Origin of the sequence: Longimicrobium sp., assembly GCF_035474595.1 — a bacterium.
GTDB lineage: Bacteria > Gemmatimonadota > Gemmatimonadetes > Longimicrobiales > Longimicrobiaceae > Longimicrobium.
In genome coordinates this window covers 24,586-46,649 of the sequence record NZ_DATIND010000070.1, presented here as the reverse complement: position 1 = coordinate 46,649, position 22,064 = coordinate 24,586, and the positions used below count along the sequence as shown (strand labels likewise).

The following is a 22,064-nucleotide window of genomic DNA, read 5'->3' as shown; positions in this document are numbered from 1 at the left end:
CGTCATCCTCCTACACGACCTTCGGCGCGAGGTGCTTCAGGTGATAGTCCCACGCGTATCGGTAGAACGTCTCTTCCGAGGCGCGGGTCTGCGGCTGCGCCTTCGCCTTCTCCAGGATCGTGGCGTCGACGCGGAAGTCGTGGCGGCGGAGCAGATCGAACACTTCGGTCCGCACCTCGAGCGAGTCGTCGGTGGCGTGGAACTCCGATTCCACCGCCAGGCCGCGCCACACCATGTCGCGGCGCAACGCCAGCAGCTCGTCGCCCACGGTGAAGTCCGTACAGGTGACGGTGGTGAGGATGAAGTAGCGCGACGCGCCGCTCCTGCGCGAGAAATCGAAATTCCCGCTCTCGTCGGCCATGATGCTGATTCGCGGCATTCGTGGACACAAGTGGACGGAGTAGGAAAAGGGGCGAGCAACGTACACTCCATCAACTTGCCGCGAAAGTCCCTCCCCCCGCCGCTGTAAGGGCGTAGCAGCCGAACGAGTCTTCGCGGTGGACACGCCGGGTATTACATTCCTCACGCCTTGAGCACGGGAAAAGCGAAGCGATGGACAGCGACGACAACCGCACCGGGTTCTTTCACACGATCGACGGGGAGACGCGCGAGATCGTGGTGGAGCTCGCCGACCGCCGGCAGCTCGCCGTCTGGAGCCGCTGGAGTTCGGCGCAGCGCCTTCGCGCGGCGGCCGAGATCGCCATGGTGGCTCGGGAGACGCTCGCGCTGCGGCTGAGATCGCGGCATCCGGAGTGGACCGAGGAGGAGATCAACCGCGAGGTCGCCCGGAGGTTTCTTGAAAAGCGCGTTTGATCTGCTCGACATCGTCGCGCGCGCGTGCGAGGAGCTCGGGATCCCGTACGCGGTCGGCGGGTCGCTGGCGGCGATGATGTATGGCGAGCTGCGGCTGACCACCGATATCGACGTCGTCGTGCACCTGCGGCCGCAGGACGTTCCGCGGCTCCTCGCGCGCTTTCCGCATCCGCGGTACTACCGGGACGAGCACGCGGCGCTGGAGGCCATCCGCACCGGCAGCCAGTTCAACATCATCGACAACGAAACCGGGCTGAAGGCCGACATCTTCATCGCCGGCGACGCGATCTCTCGCCTGCAGGTGGACAATGCGCGCAGGATGGAAACCGCCTTCGGGGGCATGGTGATGGTCTCTCCCCCGGAAGAGCTGATCCTGATGAAGATGAAGTACTACTCCTTCGCCTGGACGGAAAAGCACCTTCGCGACATCTCGGGAATGCTGGACTCGCCACTCCAGGAAATAGACGAGGCCCGGATCCGGTCGCTCGCCGAACGGCACGGCCTCGCCCACGTCTGGGAGGCCGTGCAGTCCCGCCGCGCCCGCGGCTGAATCGATCGTCGCTCCTCCGATTCCCTCCCCCGCTGGTCCGCTCGTCGTGCGACGCGTAGTTTGCCCGCCAGTCCCATCATCATCTCCCCCGAAACGCGAGGGTTGCCCGTGCTCGTTCGCCTGGTCGTTCCGGCGGCGCTGCTGGCGTCCGTCTCCCTTCTCCATGCCCAGCAGGCGATGCCGGGCTACTCGGCCGACGCGGCCGCCCGCGAGCGCCGGGTGGAGGCCGCCGCCATCGCCGCCACCTCGCCGGAGCGGGCGTCGGCGCACTCGCGCGCGCTCTCGGCCGAGACGCACGTGGCGGGCACCCCCGCGCAGGCGCGCACCCGCGACTACGTGATCGGCGAAATGCGGCGGATGGGGCTGGAGACGGAGGTGCGCCACTACCGCGTGTGGCTGCCGCACGCCACCGCCGTCCACCTCTGGCGCATCTCCCCCGACGCGCGCGAGCTGGCGCTGGCCGAGCCGCCCGTGCCCGGCGACAGCACCTCGGTGCTCGCGCAGTACCCCACGGTGAACGGCACCAGCGCGCAGGGCGACGTTCGCGGCGAGGTGGTGTACGTGAACTACGGGCTGGTGGAGGACTACGCGCGGCTGGACTCGCTCGGCGTGTCGGTGCGCGGCAAGATCGCCGTCGCGCGCTACGGGCGGAGCTTCCGGGGGATCAAGGCGCGCGAGGCGGAGCGGCACGGCGCGGTGGGGCTGGTCATCTACAGCGACCCGGCCGACGACGGCTTCGCGCGCGGCGACGTGTACCCCGAGGGGCCCATGCGCCCCGAGCGCGGGGTGCAGCGCGGCAGCATCCTGAACTCCGACGGCGACCCGTCCACCCCCGGATACCCGTCCACCGACAACGCCCGGCGCCTGTCGCCCGCGGAGATGGACATCCCCCGCATCCCCGTGATCCCCGTGTCGTACGCGAACGCGGCGGAGCTGCTGCGCGGGGTGCGGGGGACCGCCGTCCCGCAGGCGTGGCAGGGCGGGCTTCCCTTCCGCTACCACGTGGGCCCCGGCCCCGTGGTCGCCCGCATCGCGGTGGAGACGGACGAGCGGACATCGCCGATGAAGGACATCTGGGACACCTTCGGCGTCATCCGCGGAAGCGAGCTCCCCGACGAGATCGTGATGGTGGGCGGCCACCGCGACGCCTGGGGCCCCGGCGCCGCCGACAACGTGAGCGGCACCACCAGCGTGCTGGAGTCCGCCCGCGCGGTGATGGAGCAGGTGCGCGCCGGGAACCGCCCGCGCCGCACCATCGTCTTCGCCACATGGGACGCGGAGGAGTGGGGGCTGGTGGGCTCGACCGAGTACGTGGAGGAGGACTCGGCGCGGCTGATGCGCGGCGCCGTGGCCTACCTGAACCAGGACGTGGCGGCGCAGGGACGCGCGTTCGACGGCGGCGGCTCGCCCTCGCTGCGGGCGCTGCTGCGCGACGTGGCCGGCCTTGTCCCCGACCCGTCCGGCGGCGGGAGCGTGTACCAGGTGTGGCGGAAGCGGACCAATCTCCCCGATTCCGCCGAGGTGGCGATGGGGAACCCGGGCGGCGGGTCGGACTTCGCCGGCTTCTACAACCACCTGGGGATTCCGATCGCCGAGTGGGGCTTCGGCGGGCCGGGCGGCGTGTACCACTCGCAGTACGACTCGTACGCGTGGATGAGCCGCTTCGGCGACCCCGGCTTCCGCTACCACGCGGCCGCGGCGTCGGTGGGCGCGGCCCTGCTGCTGCGCCTGGCCAACGCCGAGGTGCTGCCGTACGACTACGCCGAGTACGCGCGCACCATGCGCGGCTACCTTCCCGACCTGGAGCAGGCGCTGAAGGCGAAGGGGTGGGACACGGCCGGCACCGCCCCGCTCCGCGCGTCCGTCGACGCGATGGAGGCCGCGGCGCGCGACTTTGCCACGGCGCGCGACCGGGCGCTGGCGGGCGGCGCGCTGGCCCCCGCGCGACGCGACGCGGCGAACCGCGCGCTGCTGGGCGTGGAGCGCGCGCTCACGCGGCCGGAGGGGCTGAAGGACCGCGAGTGGTTCCGCAACCTGATCTACGCCTCGGACCCCGACAACGGCTACTCCGACATGGTGTTCCCCGGCGTGGCCAACGCCGCGCGCCACGGCGACCGTCCGCTCGCCGAGAGCGAGCTGGCCGACCTGGCGCGCCGCTTCGCCGCCGCCACCGCCGCGCTGCGGGAGGCGACGCGGGCGCTGGGCGGGTGATCGTCAGCGGGAGAGATGATGAGAAGAGGCGGCGAGTGAAATTCACTCGCCGCCTCTTCTATTCGGCGAAATAACGTATCAACGCCTTGCGTATCTCGGCTGGCGGGCCATTCGCGCGCCATCCGGGGACGAAGCGCCGGATGCGAACCGTGTCTGGAGCAAGACCGAAACGTCCCTCCTCCAGCGCGCGTTGCAGGCCTGCGAAGGGCACGGGAATCGGATCTCCTTCGCTCACGGCAGGGTGATTGTTCATCGGAAGATCGTCCATCTTGCTCCATGCGGAAGAGGTTCGCCCCGTCTCGCGTATGTTGAACAATAACAGCATCCGGATGCAGCTGTGTCCGGCACAGCAAAACGCGTATGGAGATTCGCATCTGGCGGAACTCCGTGGCTCGCGCTATGTACACGGGAACCAGGATTCCTCCGGACCCCTAAACCAGTATCTCACGATGAGCCGAACCCGATTCGGGCTGGCGACCGCGATGGTCGCCGCAGCGGCCGCGACCACCGCGGCGGTGCGCGCCCCCGCCGTGGCCCGCGCGTCCGACGTCATGTGCGCCGACACCACCGGCCTGGCGTGCCGCGACTTCTTCGCCTTCGCCAACCAGCGCTGGCTGGACAGCACGCAGATCCCCTCTATCTACCCCGCGTGGGGAAGCTTCTACGAGCTGCAGGAGCACAACGAGGGCGTGCTGAAGACGGTGATCGAGGACGCCGCCGCGCGCCGCGCCGACGCCTCCAGCCCGTACGCCAAGCTGGGAACCTACTACGCCACCTGCATGGACTCGGCGGCGATCGAGGCCGCGGGAACGGCACCGCTGCGCCCCGAGCTGGCGCGCATCGCCGCCGCGAGCACGCCGGCCGCGCTGGCGGCCGAGGCCGGGCGCATGCGCCGCATGGGTGCCGGCGCGCTCTTCTCGGTGGGCGCCGGGCCCGACGACAAGGCCGCCACCCGGGTGGTGCTGCAGCTGGGGCAGGGCGGGCTGGGGCTCCCGGACCGCGACTACTACCTGAAGACCGACTCGGCCTCGGTGGCGCTGCGCAACGAGTACGTGGCGCACGTGGGGCGCACGCTGGCGCTGCTGGGCGAGAGCCCGGCGCAGGCGCAGGCCGACGCGCGCAAGGTGCTGGCGATCGAGACCGCGCTGGCGCAGGCGTCCATGCAGCGGGTGCAGATGCGCGACCCCAACGCCATCTACCACAAGCTGTCGATGGCGCAGGTGCGCGCGCTGGCGCCCGGCTTCGACTGGGCCGGCTACCTGCGCGAGGCCGCCATCCCCGCGGTCGACAGCGCGCTGGTGCGCCAGCCCGACTTCATCACCGCCGCGGGGCGCGTGGTGCAGGGCACGCCGGTGGCCGACCTGCAGGCGTACTACCGCTGGCGGCTGGCCGATTCGTACGCGTCGCGGCTGTCGTCGGCGTTCGTGAACGAGAGCTTCGAGTTCGGCAAGCGCTTCACCGGCGCCACCGAGCAGCAGCCGCGCTGGAAGCGGTGCCTGGCCGAGGCCGACGCCGGGCTGGGCGAGATGCTGGGGCAGGCGTACGTGGAGCGCGCCTTCACCCCGCAGTCCAAGGCGCGCGCCGACGAGATGGTGAACAACCTGCGCGCGGCGCTGGGCGAGCGCATCCGCCAGCTGTCGTGGATGTCCGAGGCCACCAAGCAGCAGGCGCTGTCCAAGCTCACGGCATTCCAGCAGAAGATCGGCTACCCGCAGCGCTGGCGCGACTACTCGTCGCTCGAGGTGCGGAACGGGCCGTTCGCGGCCAACGCCATGGCCGCCACCACCTTCGAGTACTCGCGCGAGCTGGGGAAGATCGGGCGGCCGGTGGACCGCGGCGAATGGGGGATGACGCCGCCCACGGTGAACGCGTACTACAACCCCACGTACAACGAGATCGTGTTCCCCGCGGGGATCCTGCAGCCGCCGTTCTTCGACCCCAACGCCGACGACGCCACCAACTACGGGGCGATGGGCGCGGTGATCGGGCACGAGGCCACGCACGGCTTCGACGACGAGGGGCGGCAGTACGACGCGGCCGGCAACCTGCGCGACTGGTGGACCGCCGAGGACGCGGCGCGCTACAACGCGCAGGCCGAGCGCATCGTGGCGCAGTTCAGCGGCTACACCGCGGTCGACACGCTGCACCTGAACGGCAAGCTCACCGCCGGCGAGAACATCGCCGACCTGGGCGGGCTGACCATCGCCTACGCGGCCATGCAGAAGGCGCTGGAAGGAAAGCCGCGCACCGTCATCAACGGCTTCACCCCCGAGCAGCGCTTCTTCCTGGGGTGGGCGCGCGTCTGGCGGGAGCTGCGCCGCCCCGAGTACTCGCGGATGCTGGTGACCATCGACCCGCACTCGCCCAGCCGGTGGCGCGTGAACGGGCCGCTCAGCAACATGCCCGAGTTCGCCCGCGCGTTCGGCTGCAAGCAGGGCGACGAGATGGTGCGCGCCGACTCCGTCCGCGTGACGATCTGGTAAGCTTGGGTTTTCGGTAGATGGCATCGAGGCGGTGGAGAAGCATCTCCGCCGCCTCGATCCATTTTTCCGTCCTTCGACTTTCAGTGCCGCGCCCCAGGCATCGCTGGATCTCACGCGGAGACGCGGAGGCGCGGAGGTGGCTGGGATACACCTCCGCGGCTCCGCGTGAGACCAGCCGATCCGGGAGGAACGGGACCAACGGTTCGTCAGAGCAGGGTGCCGCCCAGGAGCATGCGGGCGATGGAGAAGTAGATCACCAGCCCGGTGACGTCCACCAGCGTGGCCACGAAAGGGGCCGAGGAATTCGCGGGGTCCAGCCCCAGGCGCCGGAGGACGAGCGGGAGCATCGACCCGGTCACCGTGCCCCAGAGCACGATGCCGACCAGGCTGAGCGCGACCACGATGGCGACGAGCATGTAGTGCGGGCCGTACATGTGGCCGACCATCTGCCAGACCAGAATGCGCACGAAGCCGATCACGGCCAGGATGATCCCCAGCGCCAGCCCGGTGGCGAACTCGCGCCGCACCACCCGCCACCAGTCGCGCAGCCGCACCTCGCCCAGCGCCATCGCGCGGATCACCAGCGTGCTGGCCTGGCTCCCGGTGTTGCCGCCGGACGAGATCATCAGCGGAACGAAGGTGGCCAGCACCACGGCGCGCGCGATCTCGTCCTGGAAGTGCGCCATCGCCGTGGCCGTCAGCATCTCGCTGATGAAGAGGACGACCAGCCACACGCCGCGCTTCCGCACCATGTCCGCCAGGCCCACGTCGAAGTAGGGCGCGTCCAGCGCCTCCATCCCGCCGGCCTTCTGGATGTCCTCGGTGGCCTCCTCCTGCACCACGTCCACCACGTCGTCGATCGTGACGATCCCTTTCATCCGCCCCTGCGCGTCCAGCACGGGAAGGGCGAGCAGGTCCATTTCGGCCAGGATCAGCGAGAGCGCCTCCTGGTCCATGTGCTCGGGGACGGTCACCAGCTCCGTCTCCATCACCTCGTGGATCGGCCGGTCGCCGGGAGCCGCGAAGAGCTCGCGGAACGAGACCACGCCCTGCAGCCGCTGCTCGGCGTCGAGCACGTAGGCGTAGTAGATGGTCTCCAGCCGGCGGCGGGCCTGGCGGCGCAGGTAGGTGATGGCCTCGTCCACCGTCATCTCGCGACGCACCCGGGCGAAGCGGGGGCTCATCAATCCGCCCGCCTCGTCCTCCTCGTACGCCAGCAGCGCGCTGACCTCGCGCCGGGTGACGGGGTCCAGCAGGTCGACCACGGCCACGCGGTCTTCCGGCTCCATCTCCTGCACCAGGTCGGCCGCGTCGTCGGGCGGGAGAAGGCGCACCCAGCGGCGGCGGGCCCCCTCGCGCAGCTCCATCAGCAGCTCGGCCTGGTCGCGCGTGCTGAGCGAGAGGAAGAAGTCGTCGGCGTCGTCGGCCGGGAGGAAGGTGAACCCCTCCGCGCGCTCGTCGCGCGACAGGATCGGCCACACGTCCTGCAGCTCATCGGCGGTCAGCGCCTCGGGGGACGTGGTCATCCGGATCGCGGGGTCGTTTCGTGGATCAGGGGCGCGGCGCGGCGGGGGGAATCCTACCCGCCGGGCGGCAGGCGCACCAGCGTTTCGTGGGCCGGGGCGTCAGATCCACTTCAGGCGGCGGAAGTAGTAGTACAGCCCCACGCCGATCGTCACCATCAGCCCCAGGGCCAGGGGGTACCCCAGGCGCCACGAAAGCTCGGGCATGAGGTGGAAGTTCATCCCGTAGATCCCCGCCACCAGCGTGACCGCCATCAGGATGATGGACCACGCCGCCATCAGCCGCATGGTGATGTTCAGCTGGTTGGAGACCACCGAGAGCTGCGCCTCCATCGCCCCCGTCAGCAGGTCGCGCAGCGTGTCCAGCTCCTCCACCACGCGCAGGAGGTGGTCGTACACGTCCTGGAAGTACAGGAGCATGTCGGCGGAGAGGAAGGGGAGGTCGCGCCGGAGCAGGGTGGACAGGAGGTCGCGCTCGGGGCCCAGCACCTTGCGGAAGAGCGTCATCTCCCGGCGCACGTTCAGCAGCCGCTCCAGCCCGCCCTGGTCGGTGCCCTCGAAGATCTGCGCCTCCATCTCCTCCACCCGGTCGGCGAAGTGGTCCACCACGGGAAAGTAGTGGTCCACGATGCTGTCCATGATGGCGTGCCCCAGCACTCCCACGCTATTGAACGCCGCGGGGTTCGCGCGCCAGCGGGCCAGCACCTCGCCGAACTCGGCCACCTTGTGGTCGTGCACCGTCACCAGGTAGCGGTGGCCCAGGAAGATGTGCACCTCGTGCAGCGCCATCCGCTCGCGCCGGGGGTTGAACGCGGCCGAGTACAGGACCAGGAAGTAGTAGCCGGGATACCGGTCCAGCTTGGGGCGCTGCCGCCCGCGCACGCAGTCCTCCACCGCCAGCGGGTGAAAGTGCAGGCGGTTGCGCAGCAGATCCTCTTCCGCGCGCCCCGGGCAGGCGATGTCGATCCACACCAGCGGCGCCTCGGCCTCGGTGGGGCTCTGCGCCTCGCGGCAGCGGTCGAACAGCTTCAGCCCCGCGTCGAGCGGGATGGCGTGCACGCCCTTGCCGTTCTCGGCGTAGCACACCGTGCGCGACTTCGCCGGCGCGTCGGCCTCGGTCAGCTCCTGCGCCTGGAAGTGGCGGTCCAGCGGCGGCCCGGCGGGGCCGGGGTCCAGGTCCAGCGCCTCGCCGCCGCCGAAGTCAGGCTCTGCGTCGGTCATAGCCCGGTACGGTGTCGGTGATCACGGCCACGGCGATCTCCAGCGCGCCCAGCGCCACGTGCGGAATCCACACCTCGGTATCGAAGCCCAGCAGCCAGGGGCTCACCGCCAGCAGCACCCCCGAGATGCCGTCGAGCCACAGGTGCACCGGCATCTGCAGCCGCTTCACCGCGCCCAGCTCGTAGTCGGTGAAGAGCGAGTAGGCGATGGCCGCGCCGCCCAGCGCCACGAAGATCCACGTCTGCGGGCCGGGCCCGAAGCGCAGGATGAACGGCAGCGCGATCATCAGCGCGCCCACCGTGTAGTCCAGCACGCCATGGGTGCGTGTGGGAAGACGCATGGGGGATTCGGCTCCGTTGGGGAGATGGATTTCGCGTGTTTTCCCCGCCGCGCTTGCAAGGGACGCGCCCTTGGCGGAAAGTGCGTGAGTGCGGAAGTGCGGGAGTGCGTTCCCGCGCGGCCTCAGCTCCAGCGCGCGAGGATGGCTTCGTCCGCGCCGCCGGGGAAGGCGTCCGGGTGCAGCCAGGCGGCCAGCGCCTCGATCCCGGCCACCACGCGCGGGCCGGAGCGGCTGAAGTACGCGCTGTGGCCGACCGCCGCGTCCCCGCCCGCGACGGCGCGCGGGGCGAGCGCGTGCAGGCGGCCGCGCGCGCGGTCCGCGTCCTCGCGCGCCTGCTCCAGCGCGTAGCCGCAGGGGACCAGGAGAAGACGATCGGGATCCATCCCCTCGACGTCCGCCCACGGGATCTCGACGGAGTGGCCGCCGGCTGCGCCGATGAGCGACTCGCCGCCGGCGGCCTCTATCATCTCGGGGATCCAGTGGCCCGGCGCGAACGGCGGCTCCAGCCACTCCAGCGCCAGCACGCGCGGCCGCGGGCGATCCGCGACGGCCTCGCGGACGCGGGAGATGCGGGCGCGGAGGCGGGCCGTCGTCTCCTCCCCCCGCGCGGGCTCGCCGGCCGCGTCCGCCACCTGCGCGACCGAGGCGACGATCTCCTCCAGCGTGTGCGCGTCGAGCGAAAGGACGCGCGGCGGATCGCTCAGCCGCGCCACCGCCTCGTGCACCGACGGCGTGGGGACGGCGCACACCTCGCAGACCGCCTGAGTGAGGATCAGGTCCGGGCGCGAATCGGCCAGGGCGCGCGCGTCGATCTCGTACACGCTGCCGAACTCCAGCATGCACCGCCGCACCTCGGCGTCGATCTCGCCGCTGGTGAGTCCCGCCGGGTCGAAGCGCACGCGGCTGAGGCGCGGCAGGCCGAGCGCCTCCGGCGGCCAGTCGCACTCGTGCGAGATGGCCACCAGGCGGTCCTCGAGCCCCAGCTCGTACACGATCTCCGTTGCGCTCGACAGCAGCGACGCGATCCGCAATGCTCCATCCCCCCGATGCCAGGCGTGGTTCCGCGCCACAACCTGCGTCGCCGCGCGGGGATGGGCAAGCTGGCGCGGGGGATGAAGATCACGGATGGGGGGGATGGAGATGCCTCGCCCGGTGCCGCGGACGGTCCGCCGCGTCACCCCGGCTTCCGTGCCGTGACGATGCGGACGGGCGGGAAGATGAGGGGGCTCGGCGCCGAGCGGCGCACCTCGCTCCAGCCGAGCCGCCGCAGCGTCCGCGCGTACAGCGCCGTCCCCGCGAAGTCGGAGATCGCCACGCGGCCGCCGGGCTTCACCACGCGCGCGATCTCGGCGACCGCCGCCGCGCGCCCTTCCGCGCCGGAGATGTTGTGGATCGCGAGGTTCGACACCGCCGCGTTGAAGCTGGCATCGGCGAACGGCATCATCCGCATGTCGCCGGTGTGCACCTCCACGCGGTCGGCCACGCCCTCGGCGCGCGCGTTCGCCAGCGTCCGCTCCGCCGCGTTGCCGCTCAGGTCCTTGGCCTGCCACAGGTCCACGCCCACCGCCCGCCCGCTTGGCAGCCGCCGCGCCGCGCCGACCAGCAGCAGCCCGCGCCCGCACCCCACGTCCAGCACCGCCTCGCCGCCCCGCAGCGCCAGCGCGTCGAGCACGCGGTCGCGCAGCCGCAGCTTCCCCACGCGGCTCCCCCACACCATCCACCCCGCCTCGACCAGGCAGACGGCGGCCATCACGATGGCCGTCCCCACGCAACGCCGGCGCGCGTACGATGCCGGCGCTGCACGCCACCGCCACGGCCGCGGCGAGGGTCGCGCCGAGCAGCAGGTTGCGGATCACCACCGGCGCGTCGATGCCGTAGTCGGCGCGCGCCGGAGCGTCCGCCCGCGGCGTGGGGGGAGAGCTCGTGCTCATGGCGGGGAGGGAAGCGAGGGTAGAGGCGGGAGATCCGGATCGGAACGAAGATGCCCCCGCAGGCGCGTGGAGCAAAGCTTCTCGTCGCGGCCGGCGCGGCGATGGTTGTCCGCGCCGCGGCGGCGGCCTAGTTTCCGCGCCACCCGACCGACCTTCCCGGAGCCGACCCCGATGCAGATCATCCGCCAGCCGCGCGTCACCGTCATCGCCCGCCAGCAGTTCACCCCGCCGCCGCACATCAGCTGGCAGAGCGACAGCGACGTGGCCGGCGAGGCGCTGGCCGAGTTCGCGGGCCGCCTGTGCTACCTCAGCTTCGGCGAGAACGCGGGGCTGGAGGGCGGCCACAAGACGATTCCCGGCCGCACCACGAACCAGGCCTATCTCGCGAACATCCTCAACACGAAGCACGGCTCGGTGCTGGAGCACGCCGTGTGGAGCTTCCTGTTTGAAGGGGTCAGCCGCTCGCTTACCCACGAGCTCATCCGCCACAGAGCCGGCATGGGATACAGCCAGCTAAGTCAGAGGTATGTCGATGAGTCTGCGATCGGCTTCGTGCTCCCGCCGGAGATCGAGGAGGGCACGACCGAGTTCGAGACGTGGCGTCAGGCGTGCGAGAACTCGCTGACGTCGTATCGCGAGTTGCTGGCGGAGGTCACGGAGAAAGTGGGCGAGGCGGGACCCGCGACAATGCGGAAGAAGCGGGCTCGGCAGGCGGCGAGATCCGTTCTCCCGAACTCAGCCGAAACGAAAATCGTGGCGACTGGGAACGCGCGGGCACTGCGTCACTTCTGCGAGATGCGCGGCGCCGGCAATGCGGACCTGGAGATCCGCCGACTGGCAGGTGCCGTCCTGCGTACGCTCCATCAGGAAGCGCCAAACATCTTTGGTGACATGAGGTTGGTTCCAAGTCCGGATGGCATCGACACGATCGAGACGGATTACAGCAAGGTTTAGATATTATTCCCCCAGCCTTCCTAACTTCATGCGTCCGGGTATACCCAATGTCCCAGCGACGCTCTGGATCGAGCGCGCCGGTATAATCAGTGTTGCCGCCGAGGTGAATCGGCTCGGCTTGATCTGGCGAGAGCAACCGTCCCCCGATGTGGGAATCGATGGGCAAATCGAGATGGTCGATGACCAAGGCCGTGCGACCGGCAGGATCGTCGCCGTCCAGGTGAAGAGCGGCGCTTCGTATCTTCTGAGAAGCAGCGAGGATGATTGGCTGTTTTCTCCTGATGAAAAGCATCGTTTCTACTGGGAGGTATTTCCCGTCCCTGTGCTCCTGATGCTGCACTCACCGCTGGACGGACTCACCTACTGGGTCGATGCACGTCAAAGCCTACGCAGTTCGAAGTTAAGGGATTCCAGACCTATAGCGGTTCCGCGAACTAACGTACTTCAGCGCGCAAGCGCATCAGACCTGTTCTACACAGCAGGTGGAGGCGGCCGCGATTTCCTGGGAATCCCAGATGTGCTGAAGCTGCTGTGCGCCACTTCGACCCATTCCAGATCCTTCCCGATAAGCTATTTCGATCTGTTCGCGAATGGCCTGACAAATAACGCGAACTCCGTGTATTACGGGATGGATCTCGTGATGGAGGTGGTGGAAGCGCGGCTACCAGAAGGTGAGAACTGGATAACTTTTGGGTCAGACGAGCACGATTTCCTCTTTGGGTATCTCCGTTTGCTGGTCGAGCAGCACCTGGCTGATGTCGACATCTCAAACTGCTTGGTCGATTGGCATGAACGCGAAAAGCAACCTACGACAATTGCACCACTTACCTCACGTGGCCGGGAATTGGTGCGATTAATCTATGAGCGCCAACGAAAGTTCGAGCAGGCTGGGCGATTGGAGGTGCCTGAATACCTGGGAGTCGCTCAGGAGGATTTTGTACGAATGGCATTCAGGTCGGCTCATTACTCTCGAATCCCGCTGATCGCCGCGTTTCAGGAACTGGTTCTCGAAGACATGGGTTACGGTGCCACGTAGAGTAAGAGCTCGCCCGCCGCTACTCGAATCTGAATCACTCCTCCGGCACCCCCATCTCCCTCGTCATGTCCTCCAGTTCCGCCACGCAGGCCTCCAGCGGGCGCGAGGTGTCGATCACGGGATATCCCAGCGCGTCGGCCTGGCCGCGGAGGTAGGCGGCCCAGCAGTCCATGTCGCGCGTGGCCAGCTCGGGCTGGGCGCGCGGGCCGTGAAGGCGCGCGTTGCGCTCGTCGTGGCCGCAGTCCGCCAGCGCGATCCGCCACCGCCGCGCGCCCAGCCGCTCCAGGTCGGCGCGCAGGGCGCTGGGACGGACCTGACCGTCGAGCACCGCCACGCGCACGTCGTCGTCGTTGCGCATCAGCCGCAGGATCCACTGCTCGGTGGCCGCGGCCTGCCACCGTTCGCGCCCGCCGAAATCGCGCGTCATCTCCTCCGGCGACGGCACGCCGATCGAGTCGAAGTAGTAGCACCCCACGCCAGGGAGATGGAGCTCCTCCAGCGCGTGGACGAGCGTCGTCTTCCCCGCGCCCGAGGCGCCGGTGAGGACGAGAAGCGCGGGCTGGGGATTCATCGCCACTGATCCGAAAGGAAGTGAGTGCGCCCCCGCTTGCGTGGGCCGGCAGGCGTACGACCCGCGCGCCCGCATCGTTTCACGGAGACGCGGAGATCCGCGGAGGGAGGATCGGCCGCCACTCGCCCCGCATCGGAATACTTGCATCTCCAGACATAATATGCTAACGATCACGCGCATCGCCCGCGGACGCGGGGGAGCACTGACGTCCATACGGAGCCTCACCATGCCCAAGCTCAAGCTGGAGTCGCTGCAGGTCGAGTCGTTCGCCACCACCCATTCCGCGCTGGGCGTCCGCGGCACCGTGGCAGGCCGCGCCGAGGCGGCACCGGGCACCACCATCATCGGACCCGGCACCGGCGTTTCGGAGTGTATGGTCTGCGTGCCGCTGTCGCAGTACAACTGCGAGAGCATAAACATCTGCAAGGACACCGAGTACCTGGACTGTACGTACGGCTGCACGCGCAACACGTGCGATCCCCGCATCAACAGCTGCGGCGACGTCTGCTGGATCGACGACAGCGCGGTGAAATGCCAGGTCGGGTGACGTAACCGGGCACCCACGAAGCGAGGGGACGAGGGGACGCCGGCCGCGGCGTCCCCTCGTGATGTTTTCCGGCCTCGCGTCTTTCGCGCCGTCGTGCTCACCGCGCGCGAGACGTGCCGTCCGCGATGAGGGGAAGATGAGGTCAGCTCGCGAGCGCGTGCGCGCCCGGTGTCCGGAGGATAGGTTGATGCGGCGCGCGGCGGAGCTTCGGTACCCCGCTCGCGCCCGCTGCCGGGCGGCTTGACACCCCTGCGGGCGCGGCATAGCTTCCCGCCTCGAACGAGCGTTCGAACGGGAGGGCGTTTCGAGGGTACTGGGCGCGGGCACGGCCTTCGCGGGTTGCCCGCGTCCGCTGTTTCCCCGCCGCGCCGATCGACGCGCGGGGCGTGAGATCGTTCCTGGTTCCGAGCAATCCATCCACCCCGACGGAGACGAGCGGATGGCCCGCTACACCGATGAAGAGCTGAAGGAAAAGGTCCACAACGGCTTCATCGTCGAATACCCCGACGAGATGACCGAGGGATACAAGAGCGCGCTGATCGTGCAGCTGCTGGTGCAGGCCGACACCGAGCTCATCTCGGCCCCGGCCTACTTCGGCGCCGCGAAGGACGCGCCGTCGACGAACACGATGGTCTCGGCCACCGCCATCATCCAGGACGAGCTGGCGCACGCCAACATCGCCTACCGGCTGCTGGAAGACCTGGGGCTGGACAAGGAGCAGCTCGTGTACGGCCGCGAGCCGCACGAGTTCAAGCACCCCTACGGCTTCGACCATCCGCTGGACAACTGGGCGGAGCTGGTGGTGGCCAACGGCCTGTACGACCGCGCCGGCATCACCCTGCTGGGCGACGTGTTCAAGAACACCAGCTACGGCCCGCTGAAGCGCGCGCTGGTGAAGGTGGACCAGGAAGAGACCTTCCATCTGCGCCACGGCGAGATGTGGATGAAGCGCCTCGCCAAGGCCGGCGGCGAGGCCAAGGCGCAGATCCAGCGCGCGGTGGACTGGATGTTCCCCATGGCGGTCGAGTGGTTCGGGCTGCCCGACGACATGAAGCGCCATTCCGGCCAGCTGGAGTACAAGCTGAAGGGGATGACCAACGACGAGCTGCGCCAGACGTGGATGAAGTCCACGGTGCCGCTCTGCGAGGGGATCGGCGTGAGCGTGCCCGCGCACTGGAGCGACGACGAGCAGAAGTTCGTGCTCGACTACCCGTTCCCCTGCGAGTACGACGAGGACGAGAAGCGCTGGCTCTTCGACGAGGGCGAGATCAGCTGGAGCAAGGTCTTCGAGCGCTGGAAGGGACGCGGGCCGGCGAACAAGAAGTTCGTCGAGGCCATCCAGGAGGGCCGCGGCTTCCGGCACCAGCTGGAGATGGCCGCCTGATGGCCGCCTGCGCTTCGGCACCGGCGCGCTTCGGGGCGGACGCGGAGGGGGGGACCGCGCTGCTGGAGGCGCCGTCCGCCCATCCCGTCCCCTTCGGCGAGCGCACCGGCCCGCTGTGGGACGCGCTGCGCGAGGTGATGGACCCCGAGATCCCCATCTCCCTCGTCGACCTGGGCCTAATCTACGACGTGCGCCAGGAGGGAACGTCGGTCGAGGTCGATCTCACCTTCACCGCGACGGCGTGCCCGTGCATGGCCTTCATCCACTTCGACATCCAGGACCGCCTGCAGCAGGTGCCGGGGGTCGACGAGGTGACGGTGAACGAGGTCTGGACCCCGGCGTGGACCAAGGCGCGCATCACCCCGGAGGGCCGCGCTACGCTGCGCACCTTCGGCGTATCGATGTGAGGAAAAACTGAAGTCCTGAGTCCTGAGTCCCAAGTGAGTGAGATCTGCTCAGGGACTCGGCACTCAGGACTTGGGACTTGGGACTCAGGACTAAACTCTCGAACTCCGCTCCGATGAAAGAGCCAGTCTACGAAGTGTTCGCGCGCAAGTCGCGCGAGGAGCCGCTGCGGCACATCGGCTGGGTGAACGCCATGGACGGCGACCTGGCCCGCGTGTACGCGTGGAAGACCTACGACGAGCAGAACTGGGCGGAGATGTGCGTCATCCCCCGCTCCGCCATCATTCCGGTGGACCCGGGCGAGAGCCAGTTCGTGACCGCCGCCCGCGACGACCACGAGGACGAGATCGTGCACAGCCGCGGCACCGGCAGCTACGGCGGCGCCGACGTGGCCGTGAAGGAGGGGAGATGACCGACACGCTGGCCACCGCCGCCGCGTACGAGAAGGCCGACCAGCTTCCCGACGACGTCCGCGCGCCGCTGCGCGAGCTGATCCTGGCGCTGGCCGACAGCAAGCGCGTCCTGGGACTGCGCTACAGCGACCGCATGCTGGGCTCGCCCACCCTCGAGGCGGGGATCGCCGCCTCGTCGATGGCGCAGGACGAGTGGGGGCACGCGCGGCTGACCTACGCGCTGCTGGGCGACTTCGGCGACGACCCCAAGGCGCTGGAGCACGAGCGCGACGCCGCCGAGTACCGCAGCATGAACGCGCTGGACGCGGAGCTGGACGGGTGGCACGGGATGACGGCCGCCGGGCTGCTGCTGGACATGGCGCTGACCGCGCAGTACGCGGCGCTGGCCGAGAGCCGCTACACGCCGCTGCGCAACCGCGTGCAGAAGCTGCTGGACGAGGAGAAGTTCCACTTCCAGTACGCCGCCAGCTGGGCGCGCCGCATCGCGCAGGTGCCGGAGCTGCGCGCCGGGCTGGCGGCCGCGCTGGAGCGGGCGCTGCCGCAGGCGCTGCAGTGGCTGGGGCGCGACGAGGCGCCGGGCGCGCGGCGGATGGTGGACGAGGGCGTGGTCCGCGACCTGCCCTCGGACCGGCGCGCGCGCTTCCTGGCGCGCGTGGCCCCCGTGCTGGAGGAGATCGGCCTGGCGGACCCGCTGGGCGTGAGCCGCGACGCGGGGGAGTGGACGTACACCGGTCGGCTGGACTGGGCGGGGTGGGACGACGCCACGCGCCGCGCCGGCGGCTCGCTGGACGAGGTGACGGCTGCCCGCGCGCGCGGGGACAAGAACCGCGCGCTGCTGATGGACTGATGGCGGAGCCGCACCCGCGCGAGGCCGGCACGCCGCCGGAGCACGCGCCCTGCCCCTTCTGCGAGGGCACCGACACGAAGTTGATCAACCCGTTCGGCGGGCAGCTGTCGATGGCACAGTACTGGTGCAACCGGTGCCGCACGGGGTTCGAGTACATCAAGTGGGAGGACGACGAAGGAGATTCCGAGTCCTGATGTAAACTGTCGTAAATCGTTACGGGCCCGGCGGAAGTGCTTTCCGCCGGGCCTTTCCGCGTCCCGCCACCCCACCGCTCCCATTACGCCAGCGCCGGATCACCATGTAGCGAAGGATTTCCATCATTCAACATTTATCGTCGTGAAAAATGGTTGCACGTAGAAGTAGGCAGCGCGACTCGTAGCAGAATAGCAGTTTCGTAAACCGGTGCACCCATCGATCTATCTACGGCACTGTCCGATAGTTATACACAGCGGCCGGAGAAAAAGCGCACTGCTTGCTCTGACAATCAGTTACAGACACACTTGCGGAATTTGTACATTGTCTTTATTGTTTACGCAGATGTTGCGGCTGAATGGGTGCGCTTGCACCCCAGCCCGCACTTCCGGGTTCCGTGCCGGCCAGCTGGTCCTACCGCGCTGCTGCCACACCAATCCCTGTTGCAACGAAGGCTCTTATCCGCGCTCGCCGGGGCCCCTCCCGCGCGGTGCGGACCACGCGAACGCTCCGCTTCTGAAGGAGGAACGGATGGATCCTCGCAAGTACGCCACCCTGCTCGCGGTCGTCCAGGAGAGCGCCGCAGGCCGCGACGGAAACGCCCGCGCGCTGCTGGACCGCGCCATCGGCGACCACCTGGAGGCGGGCGCCCGCGCGGAGGACCTGCACTTCTACCTGTTCGCCCGCGCGCTGACCAGGCGGCTGGCTTCGGGGCTGGCGGAGGAGATCAACCTGTACCTCCGCCAGTTCCAGGATACGCAGATCTCGCTGTTCAACCTGCTCGCGCGGCACCTGCCCACGGTGGCGCTCACGGCGCCGCTGGCCAACGAGCTGCTGGCGCGCTTCGTGGGCGGCCACGACGAGGTCACGCTGCTGGACATCGGCATCGGCTCGGGGCACCAGGAGGTGGCCATGCTCCGCCGTCTGGGCCAACAGGGCCGCCTGCCGAAGCGGCTGAACGTGATCGCCATCGAGCCCGACGCGGGAAGCCTGATCGAGGCGCAGATGGCGCTGTTCGAGGTGTCGGTGGAGCTGGGGATCGAGCTGGAGTTCGTGCCGATGCACAAGGTGGTGGAGGACATGAGCGAAGCCGACTGGAGCGAGGTGTCGGCGTTCGAGTGCCCGCTGGTGGTGAACGCCTCGTTCGCCGCGCACCACATCCAGTGCACCGAGGGCGACACCCTGCGCGACCGCATCTTCGCGCGCCTCCGCGAGCTGGACCCCGATGCGGTGGTGCTGGCCGAGCCCAGCTCCAACCACCACGCCGCCGACTTCGTGGAGCGCTTCAACGCGGCGTGGCACCACTTCGGAATCACCTTCAAGCTGATCGACCAGCTGGACGTGACGCCCGAGGAGGCCGGGGCCATGAAGATGTTCTTCGCCCGCGAGATCGAGGACATCGTGGCGAACGGCGAGCAGACGCGCTGCGAGCGCCACGAGCCGGTGGAGAGCTGGGTGGCGCGGCTGCGCCGGGCCGGCTTCACCCCGTACGCCGACTTCGGGTTCGCGCGCGAGACGCGGCACGACCTGGTGCGCGTGGCGGCGCACGAGGGGTACGTGGGGCTGGACTACGCCGACGAGACGCTGGTGGCGGTGATCTGCGCCACCTCGGGCGTGCCCGCCGCCAACCGCCCGCGCCGCGTGCGCCGGTTCGCCGGACTGCAGGCCGTGGGCGGCTGACGCGGGCCCGCAGGAGACAGGAACGGGCGCCGCGGCCGGAGATCCGGCCGCGGCGCCCGCGCGTTTACTCCTGTTCTTTCACGGGCCGGGAGGCGCGCTCCGCGTGAGGTCCTGAATCCGTCGCTTTGGCGCCAACGCTCCTTATGTGCCCGATTCGCGACTAAATGGTACCCTTGCAATGTGTTACACTTGACGGTATCAGCACCGTCCGGCATATTGCTCGCTCTATCCGCGACATCGGGTAGCGCCGGAGCTTGCGGCGCCTCCCCGGCCCCATCCCGCCGCCCCACCACCCGCGCGCCCGGACCCGTCGCAGGGCGCCGCCCGGGGCCCGGAATCCCGCCGGGAGCCGGACCTTCAGACCAGGACGCACAGGACTTGAGCAACGCACAGCCCGTGTCCCCCGACGCCACGGTGAGCGGGGGCAACATCCTTTCCATGCTGGCGGCCATGGGGCCGTTCCGGAAGCGCGGCGAGCAGATCCTGGACGAGCACGGGATCCCGCAGGTGGACGTGGAGAAGTGGTATCCGCTTCCCGCGTACGTGGCGGCGCTGCGCACGATCGGCGAGAAGATGGGGCCCAACACGCTGCTGCAGATCGGCAAGCAGATCCCCCACCACGTGCCGCTGCCGCCGGGGCTGGACACCTTCGAGAAGGTGCTGGCCTCGTTCGGGATCGCCTTCGACATGAACCACCGCGGGGTGCCGCCCCGGGCCATCACCTACGACCTGAAGAGCGAGCGCTCGGCCGACATCACCACCGGCACGCCGTATCCGTGCGAGTTCGACCGCGGGGTGATCCAGGGGTTCTTCCAGGTGCTGCTGGGCACGCGCGTGACCGTGCAGCACGACCAGAACGGCTGCAAGAACGACGGCGCGGCGACGTGCACGCATCACGTGGTGGTGCCGCTCGCCTGATAGTGCGGAAGTGCGTGAGTCGTGAGTGCGGAAGTACAAAAATGCGAGGGGGCGGGCGCCGGGTTCGGCGCCCGCCCCATGCTTTTGCGCGAGAGAACTCAGCGCGGGGAGATGATTCGGCTCGTCCGCGACATCGCGCCCTCTCCGGCCGGCTCAGGCCGTCCACCTCTCCCGTACCGGGAGAGGTAGCCTGACTGCATTGGCGCAGACCACAAGCGATTGCGTGTGAAGGAGTTGGCAGAATCGCGAAGATGGTGGAGAGCCACCCTCTCCCGGGACGGGAGAGGGTCGCGCCCTCCGGCGCAGGGTGAGGGCCGCGCGAGGGGGCGGACGCGCACCTGCCTGGGGGATCCCGCTCGTCCAGCCGGTCTACCGCACCCGGTAGGTCAGCTCGAAGCTGCTCCAGGTGTGGGGGCCGGAGGCGGTGCGGTACTGGCGGGCCTGCGTGGTGGCGCGGTACTCCAGCGTGACGCCGGCCACGTGCGCGCCTGCTCCCAGCTCGCGCTGCCAGACGAACGGCTCGCGCCGCACGCGGGGGCTGCCGCCGTGGCCGTCCAGGAACAGGTCGCGGGCCACGGCGTCCTCGCGCACGCCGGCAAGGGCGTAGATGGAGACCGGGCCCGCTCCGGCATCGGCCGCGCGGCTCCACGGGTGCGGCACCGCGTACCCCGCGCGCAGCGCCACGCCCGCGTGCGCGCCCACGTGCACGTTCCCCGCGTCCGCGCCCCACTCCGGCTCCAGCGTGGCCACGCGGACATCGCCCGCGCGCAAGGCGGCGAGGAGGCTCTCGTCGTAGCGGAGGATGACGCCGGGCTCGAAGCGGAGCTGGTTGTCCCACCCCTGCGGCGGGCGGAACCCGGCGATGCGGTGCCATCCCATGTGGACGGCCTTGCCGAGCGACGGTGGGCCGGTGACGCCCACCTCCACCCCGATCGACCGCTGCCTCGCCGTCGTGGCGACGCGGCCCGTCGCCGAGAGGTAGAGCCAGCCCGCGTACGGGCGCTCGCCGGGGACCGGGTCGGGGCCGTCCTGGCGCGGGGTATAGAGCTTCTGGCCGAAGGCGAGGGTCGTGGCGGCGCACGCCGTGTCGGGCGGCCCGGCGCCGGCGCAGCGCGGGGCGTGCGGGGCCACCCTGCGCGCCCAGAGCGGCCCGCCCGCGAGCTCCACCGACATCTCGATGCCGTTGGTGTAGTCCCAGTCCGGCCGCGTGGCGGCGGGGATCCAGAAGTCGTACGCGTCGTTGTCCAGCGCCAGCCGGGTGGCGCGCACCTGCGCCGGGGCGGGCGCGGCGGCCAGCGCCAGCACGAACGCGAGCACCGCGCGCCCGGGGCCGCGCAGCGGGGAGATGCCGTTCATCGTTGGGAAGCGTACGGAGAACCGGTCCAGGTTCGTCTCGGACGTGGGCGCGCGGGGAGCGCGGTGGGACCGCCGGAGCCGCGGGGGAAAGCTAATGCATCGCCCGCCACCGGCCAACGATCGCCATGCGGAAGGGGACACGCGGGCGGCGGATTCCCCCGGTCCACACGGGCCGCGGAGAGGGAGATCGGCCGCGTGTGTGGCATGGTGCTGGCAGAACCGGACGCGATGACGGAGATTACAGGAGTGCGGGAACGGCTCGGACACACCAACGGGAGGCCACGATGCCGCGAGGCTGGAGCGCCAAGGACGAGCGGATGTACGACCACATCAAGGAGCGCGAGCTCGACCGCGGCCTGGACATGGACCGCGCGGAGGAGATCGCCGCGCGTACGGTGAACAAGACGCGGCGCGAGGAAGGCCGTACGCCCAACAAGCGCACGCAGGGCACCGGCAGCCCCACCGAGGGCTACGAGGCCCGCAGCCGCGACGAGCTGTACAACATCGCCAAGGAGAAGGACATCCCCGGGCGCAGCAAGATGGACAAGGAAGAGCTGATCCGGGCGATCCGCGGCAAGTAGCTCGCTCGTCCGCGGCCGCGAAAAAGAAGGTGGATCACGCGGAGGGAACGGAGGAAGCGGAGGAGGTCTCCGCTTTCCCGGCTCCCTCCGCGTGACATTCCGGCCGTT

At 69.6% G+C, this 22,064-nt stretch carries 24 protein-coding genes; 15 read left to right on the top strand and 9 right to left on the bottom strand.

Going from position 1 to position 22,064, the window contains the following annotated elements; translation table 11 throughout:
• Positions 1 to 10: 10 nt before the first annotated feature.
• Positions 11 to 361 carry a hypothetical protein gene (locus VLK66_RS12345; RefSeq protein WP_325309727.1) on the bottom strand — a complete coding sequence of 117 codons (351 nt, stop codon included), beginning with the start codon at positions 359 to 361 and terminating at the stop codon, positions 11 to 13.
• Between the two features lie 191 nt (positions 362 to 552).
• On the opposite strand from VLK66_RS12345, the gene VLK66_RS12340 reads away from it, so the two are divergent.
• From VLK66_RS12340 to VLK66_RS12330, 3 genes are all read left to right on the top strand, one after another.
• On the top strand, positions 553 to 813 hold the full coding sequence (locus tag VLK66_RS12340) for a hypothetical protein (protein ID WP_325309726.1): 261 nt from the start codon (positions 553 to 555) through the stop codon (positions 811 to 813).
• Positions 797 to 1,363: a hypothetical protein gene (locus VLK66_RS12335; protein WP_325309725.1), complete on the top strand. Its 567-nt coding sequence runs from the start codon at positions 797 to 799 to the stop codon at positions 1,361 to 1,363. Before VLK66_RS12340 ends, VLK66_RS12335 begins: the two co-directional genes overlap by 17 nt.
• A gap of 108 nt (positions 1,364 to 1,471) precedes the next feature.
• Positions 1,472 to 3,574 (top strand): M28 family peptidase, encoded by a 2,103-nt coding sequence (locus VLK66_RS12330; protein ID WP_325309739.1) that lies wholly within the window; start codon positions 1,472 to 1,474, stop codon positions 3,572 to 3,574.
• Between the two features lie 58 nt (positions 3,575 to 3,632).
• On the opposite strand, the gene VLK66_RS12325 is transcribed toward VLK66_RS12330, so the two are convergent.
• The gene (locus tag VLK66_RS12325) at positions 3,633 to 3,842 is read right to left on the bottom strand and encodes a hypothetical protein (RefSeq protein ID WP_325309724.1); all 210 of its coding nucleotides are present in this window, start codon (positions 3,840 to 3,842) and stop codon (positions 3,633 to 3,635) included.
• A gap of 181 nt (positions 3,843 to 4,023) precedes the next feature.
• Here VLK66_RS12325 and VLK66_RS12320 point away from each other — a divergent pair, with 181 nt between their 5' ends.
• Positions 4,024 to 6,057, top strand: coding sequence for a M13 family metallopeptidase (locus VLK66_RS12320; RefSeq protein ID WP_325309723.1), 2,034 nt, complete (start codon positions 4,024 to 4,026; stop codon positions 6,055 to 6,057).
• A gap of 206 nt (positions 6,058 to 6,263) precedes the next feature.
• On the opposite strand, the gene mgtE is transcribed toward VLK66_RS12320, so the two are convergent.
• The 5 genes from mgtE to VLK66_RS12295 form a co-directional block, all read right to left on the bottom strand.
• On the bottom strand, positions 6,264 to 7,583 hold the full coding sequence (gene mgtE, locus VLK66_RS12315) for a magnesium transporter (RefSeq protein WP_325309722.1): 1,320 nt from the start codon (positions 7,581 to 7,583) through the stop codon (positions 6,264 to 6,266).
• 99 nt (positions 7,584 to 7,682) lie between these two features.
• Complete coding sequence (corA, locus tag VLK66_RS12310; protein ID WP_325309721.1) at positions 7,683 to 8,801, bottom strand: magnesium/cobalt transporter CorA; 1,119 nt, start codon at positions 8,799 to 8,801, stop codon at positions 7,683 to 7,685.
• A complete protein-coding gene (locus VLK66_RS12305; protein ID WP_325309720.1) occupies positions 8,782 to 9,141 on the bottom strand; it encodes an SPW repeat domain-containing protein in 360 nt (119 codons plus the stop codon). The genes corA and VLK66_RS12305 overlap by 20 nt, the downstream gene beginning before the upstream one ends.
• 122 nt (positions 9,142 to 9,263) lie before the next feature.
• A complete protein-coding gene (locus VLK66_RS12300; protein WP_325309719.1) occupies positions 9,264 to 10,172 on the bottom strand; it encodes a cobalamin-binding protein in 909 nt (302 codons plus the stop codon).
• A gap of 143 nt (positions 10,173 to 10,315) precedes the next feature.
• Complete coding sequence (locus VLK66_RS12295) at positions 10,316 to 10,909, bottom strand: class I SAM-dependent methyltransferase (RefSeq protein ID WP_325309718.1); 594 nt, start codon at positions 10,907 to 10,909, stop codon at positions 10,316 to 10,318.
• 334 nt (positions 10,910 to 11,243) lie between these two features.
• On the opposite strand from VLK66_RS12295, the gene thyX reads away from it, so the two are divergent.
• Both thyX and VLK66_RS12285 read left to right on the top strand, forming a co-directional pair.
• Positions 11,244 to 12,026, top strand: coding sequence for an FAD-dependent thymidylate synthase (gene thyX, locus VLK66_RS12290; RefSeq protein ID WP_325309717.1), 783 nt, complete (start codon positions 11,244 to 11,246; stop codon positions 12,024 to 12,026).
• Positions 11,986 to 13,062, top strand: coding sequence for a DUF4365 domain-containing protein (locus tag VLK66_RS12285; RefSeq protein ID WP_325309716.1), 1,077 nt, complete (start codon positions 11,986 to 11,988; stop codon positions 13,060 to 13,062). The genes thyX and VLK66_RS12285 overlap by 41 nt, the downstream gene beginning before the upstream one ends.
• Positions 13,063 to 13,096: 34 nt before the next feature.
• Here the strand turns inward: VLK66_RS12285 and VLK66_RS12280 are convergent, their stop codons facing one another.
• Positions 13,097 to 13,633, bottom strand: a complete 537-nt coding sequence (locus VLK66_RS12280; RefSeq protein ID WP_325309715.1) for a hypothetical protein — start codon at positions 13,631 to 13,633, stop codon at positions 13,097 to 13,099.
• A 226-nt stretch (positions 13,634 to 13,859) separates the two neighbouring features.
• Between VLK66_RS12280 and VLK66_RS12275 the strand changes: the two genes are divergently transcribed.
• From VLK66_RS12275 to VLK66_RS12240, 8 genes are all read left to right on the top strand, one after another.
• Positions 13,860 to 14,180, top strand: a complete 321-nt coding sequence (locus VLK66_RS12275; protein ID WP_325309714.1) for a hypothetical protein — start codon at positions 13,860 to 13,862, stop codon at positions 14,178 to 14,180.
• Between the two features lie 439 nt (positions 14,181 to 14,619).
• Entirely contained in the window at positions 14,620 to 15,564 is a 945-nt protein-coding gene (locus VLK66_RS12270; RefSeq protein WP_325309713.1) for a Phenylacetic acid catabolic protein, read from the top strand.
• Entirely contained in the window at positions 15,564 to 15,971 is a 408-nt protein-coding gene (locus VLK66_RS12265; RefSeq protein ID WP_325309712.1) for a metal-sulfur cluster assembly factor, read from the top strand. Before VLK66_RS12270 ends, VLK66_RS12265 begins: the two co-directional genes overlap by 1 nt.
• A 113-nt stretch (positions 15,972 to 16,084) precedes the next feature.
• Positions 16,085 to 16,381 (top strand): hypothetical protein, encoded by a 297-nt coding sequence (locus VLK66_RS12260; RefSeq protein WP_325309711.1) that lies wholly within the window; start codon positions 16,085 to 16,087, stop codon positions 16,379 to 16,381.
• A complete protein-coding gene (locus VLK66_RS12255) occupies positions 16,378 to 17,229 on the top strand; it encodes a 1,2-phenylacetyl-CoA epoxidase subunit PaaC (RefSeq protein WP_325309710.1) in 852 nt (283 codons plus the stop codon). Before VLK66_RS12260 ends, VLK66_RS12255 begins: the two co-directional genes overlap by 4 nt.
• Complete coding sequence (locus VLK66_RS12250) at positions 17,229 to 17,423, top strand: hypothetical protein (RefSeq protein WP_325309709.1); 195 nt, start codon at positions 17,229 to 17,231, stop codon at positions 17,421 to 17,423. The genes VLK66_RS12255 and VLK66_RS12250 overlap by 1 nt, the downstream gene beginning before the upstream one ends.
• A 529-nt stretch (positions 17,424 to 17,952) precedes the next feature.
• The gene (locus VLK66_RS12245; protein WP_325309708.1) at positions 17,953 to 19,101 is read left to right on the top strand and encodes a GRAS family protein; all 1,149 of its coding nucleotides are present in this window, start codon (positions 17,953 to 17,955) and stop codon (positions 19,099 to 19,101) included.
• Between the two features lie 378 nt (positions 19,102 to 19,479).
• The gene (locus tag VLK66_RS12240) at positions 19,480 to 20,019 is read left to right on the top strand and encodes a hypothetical protein (protein ID WP_325309707.1); all 540 of its coding nucleotides are present in this window, start codon (positions 19,480 to 19,482) and stop codon (positions 20,017 to 20,019) included.
• A 369-nt stretch (positions 20,020 to 20,388) separates the two neighbouring features.
• Here VLK66_RS12240 and VLK66_RS12235 read toward each other — a convergent pair whose 3' ends face one another.
• The gene (locus tag VLK66_RS12235; RefSeq protein ID WP_325309706.1) at positions 20,389 to 21,375 is read right to left on the bottom strand and encodes a lipid A deacylase LpxR family protein; all 987 of its coding nucleotides are present in this window, start codon (positions 21,373 to 21,375) and stop codon (positions 20,389 to 20,391) included.
• Positions 21,376 to 21,659: 284 nt separating this feature from the next.
• Here VLK66_RS12235 and VLK66_RS12230 point away from each other — a divergent pair, with 284 nt between their 5' ends.
• Positions 21,660 to 21,956: a hypothetical protein gene (locus VLK66_RS12230; protein WP_325309705.1), complete on the top strand. Its 297-nt coding sequence runs from the start codon at positions 21,660 to 21,662 to the stop codon at positions 21,954 to 21,956.
• The last annotated feature ends 108 nt before the right edge of the window (positions 21,957 to 22,064 follow it).